This is a genomic window from Arcobacter sp. CECT 8983 (genome assembly GCF_004118855.1).
In the GTDB taxonomy this organism is placed as follows: domain Bacteria; phylum Campylobacterota; class Campylobacteria; order Campylobacterales; family Arcobacteraceae; genus Halarcobacter.
Window position 1 is genome coordinate 1 of the sequence record NZ_PDKF01000021.1, and the last position, 293, is coordinate 293.

The 293-nt window shown below is 34.8% G+C and carries 1 protein-coding gene; it reads left to right on the forward strand.

Features of this window, described 5'->3' with window-relative positions; all coding sequences use genetic code 11:
- Positions 1 to 293: hypothetical protein (locus tag CRV01_RS13775; protein ID WP_164970064.1), on the forward strand; the 293-nt coding region annotated here is incomplete at both ends.

A 293-nucleotide genomic window follows, 5' to 3' on the forward strand; every position in this document is an offset into this window, starting at 1 on the left:
CATTTAACAATGGAACAGTAGAAGATGAAGATATAGGAACCCTTCAATTTAGTAATGGTGTAACATATGATGCAAGTACTGGAAAAATCACAGTACCAGCAGGAGTAACATCGTTTACAATTACAACACCAACAGTAGATGATGACGTAAAAGAAGATACAGAAGCGTATTCTATTTCTGTAGGTGGAGTAGATGCAACAGGAACAATCTTAGATAATGAAGAAGATATAGAAGTATCAAGTGTAACAAGTGATACACAAACAGAAGGAACTTCTTTAGTTCACACTGTAACA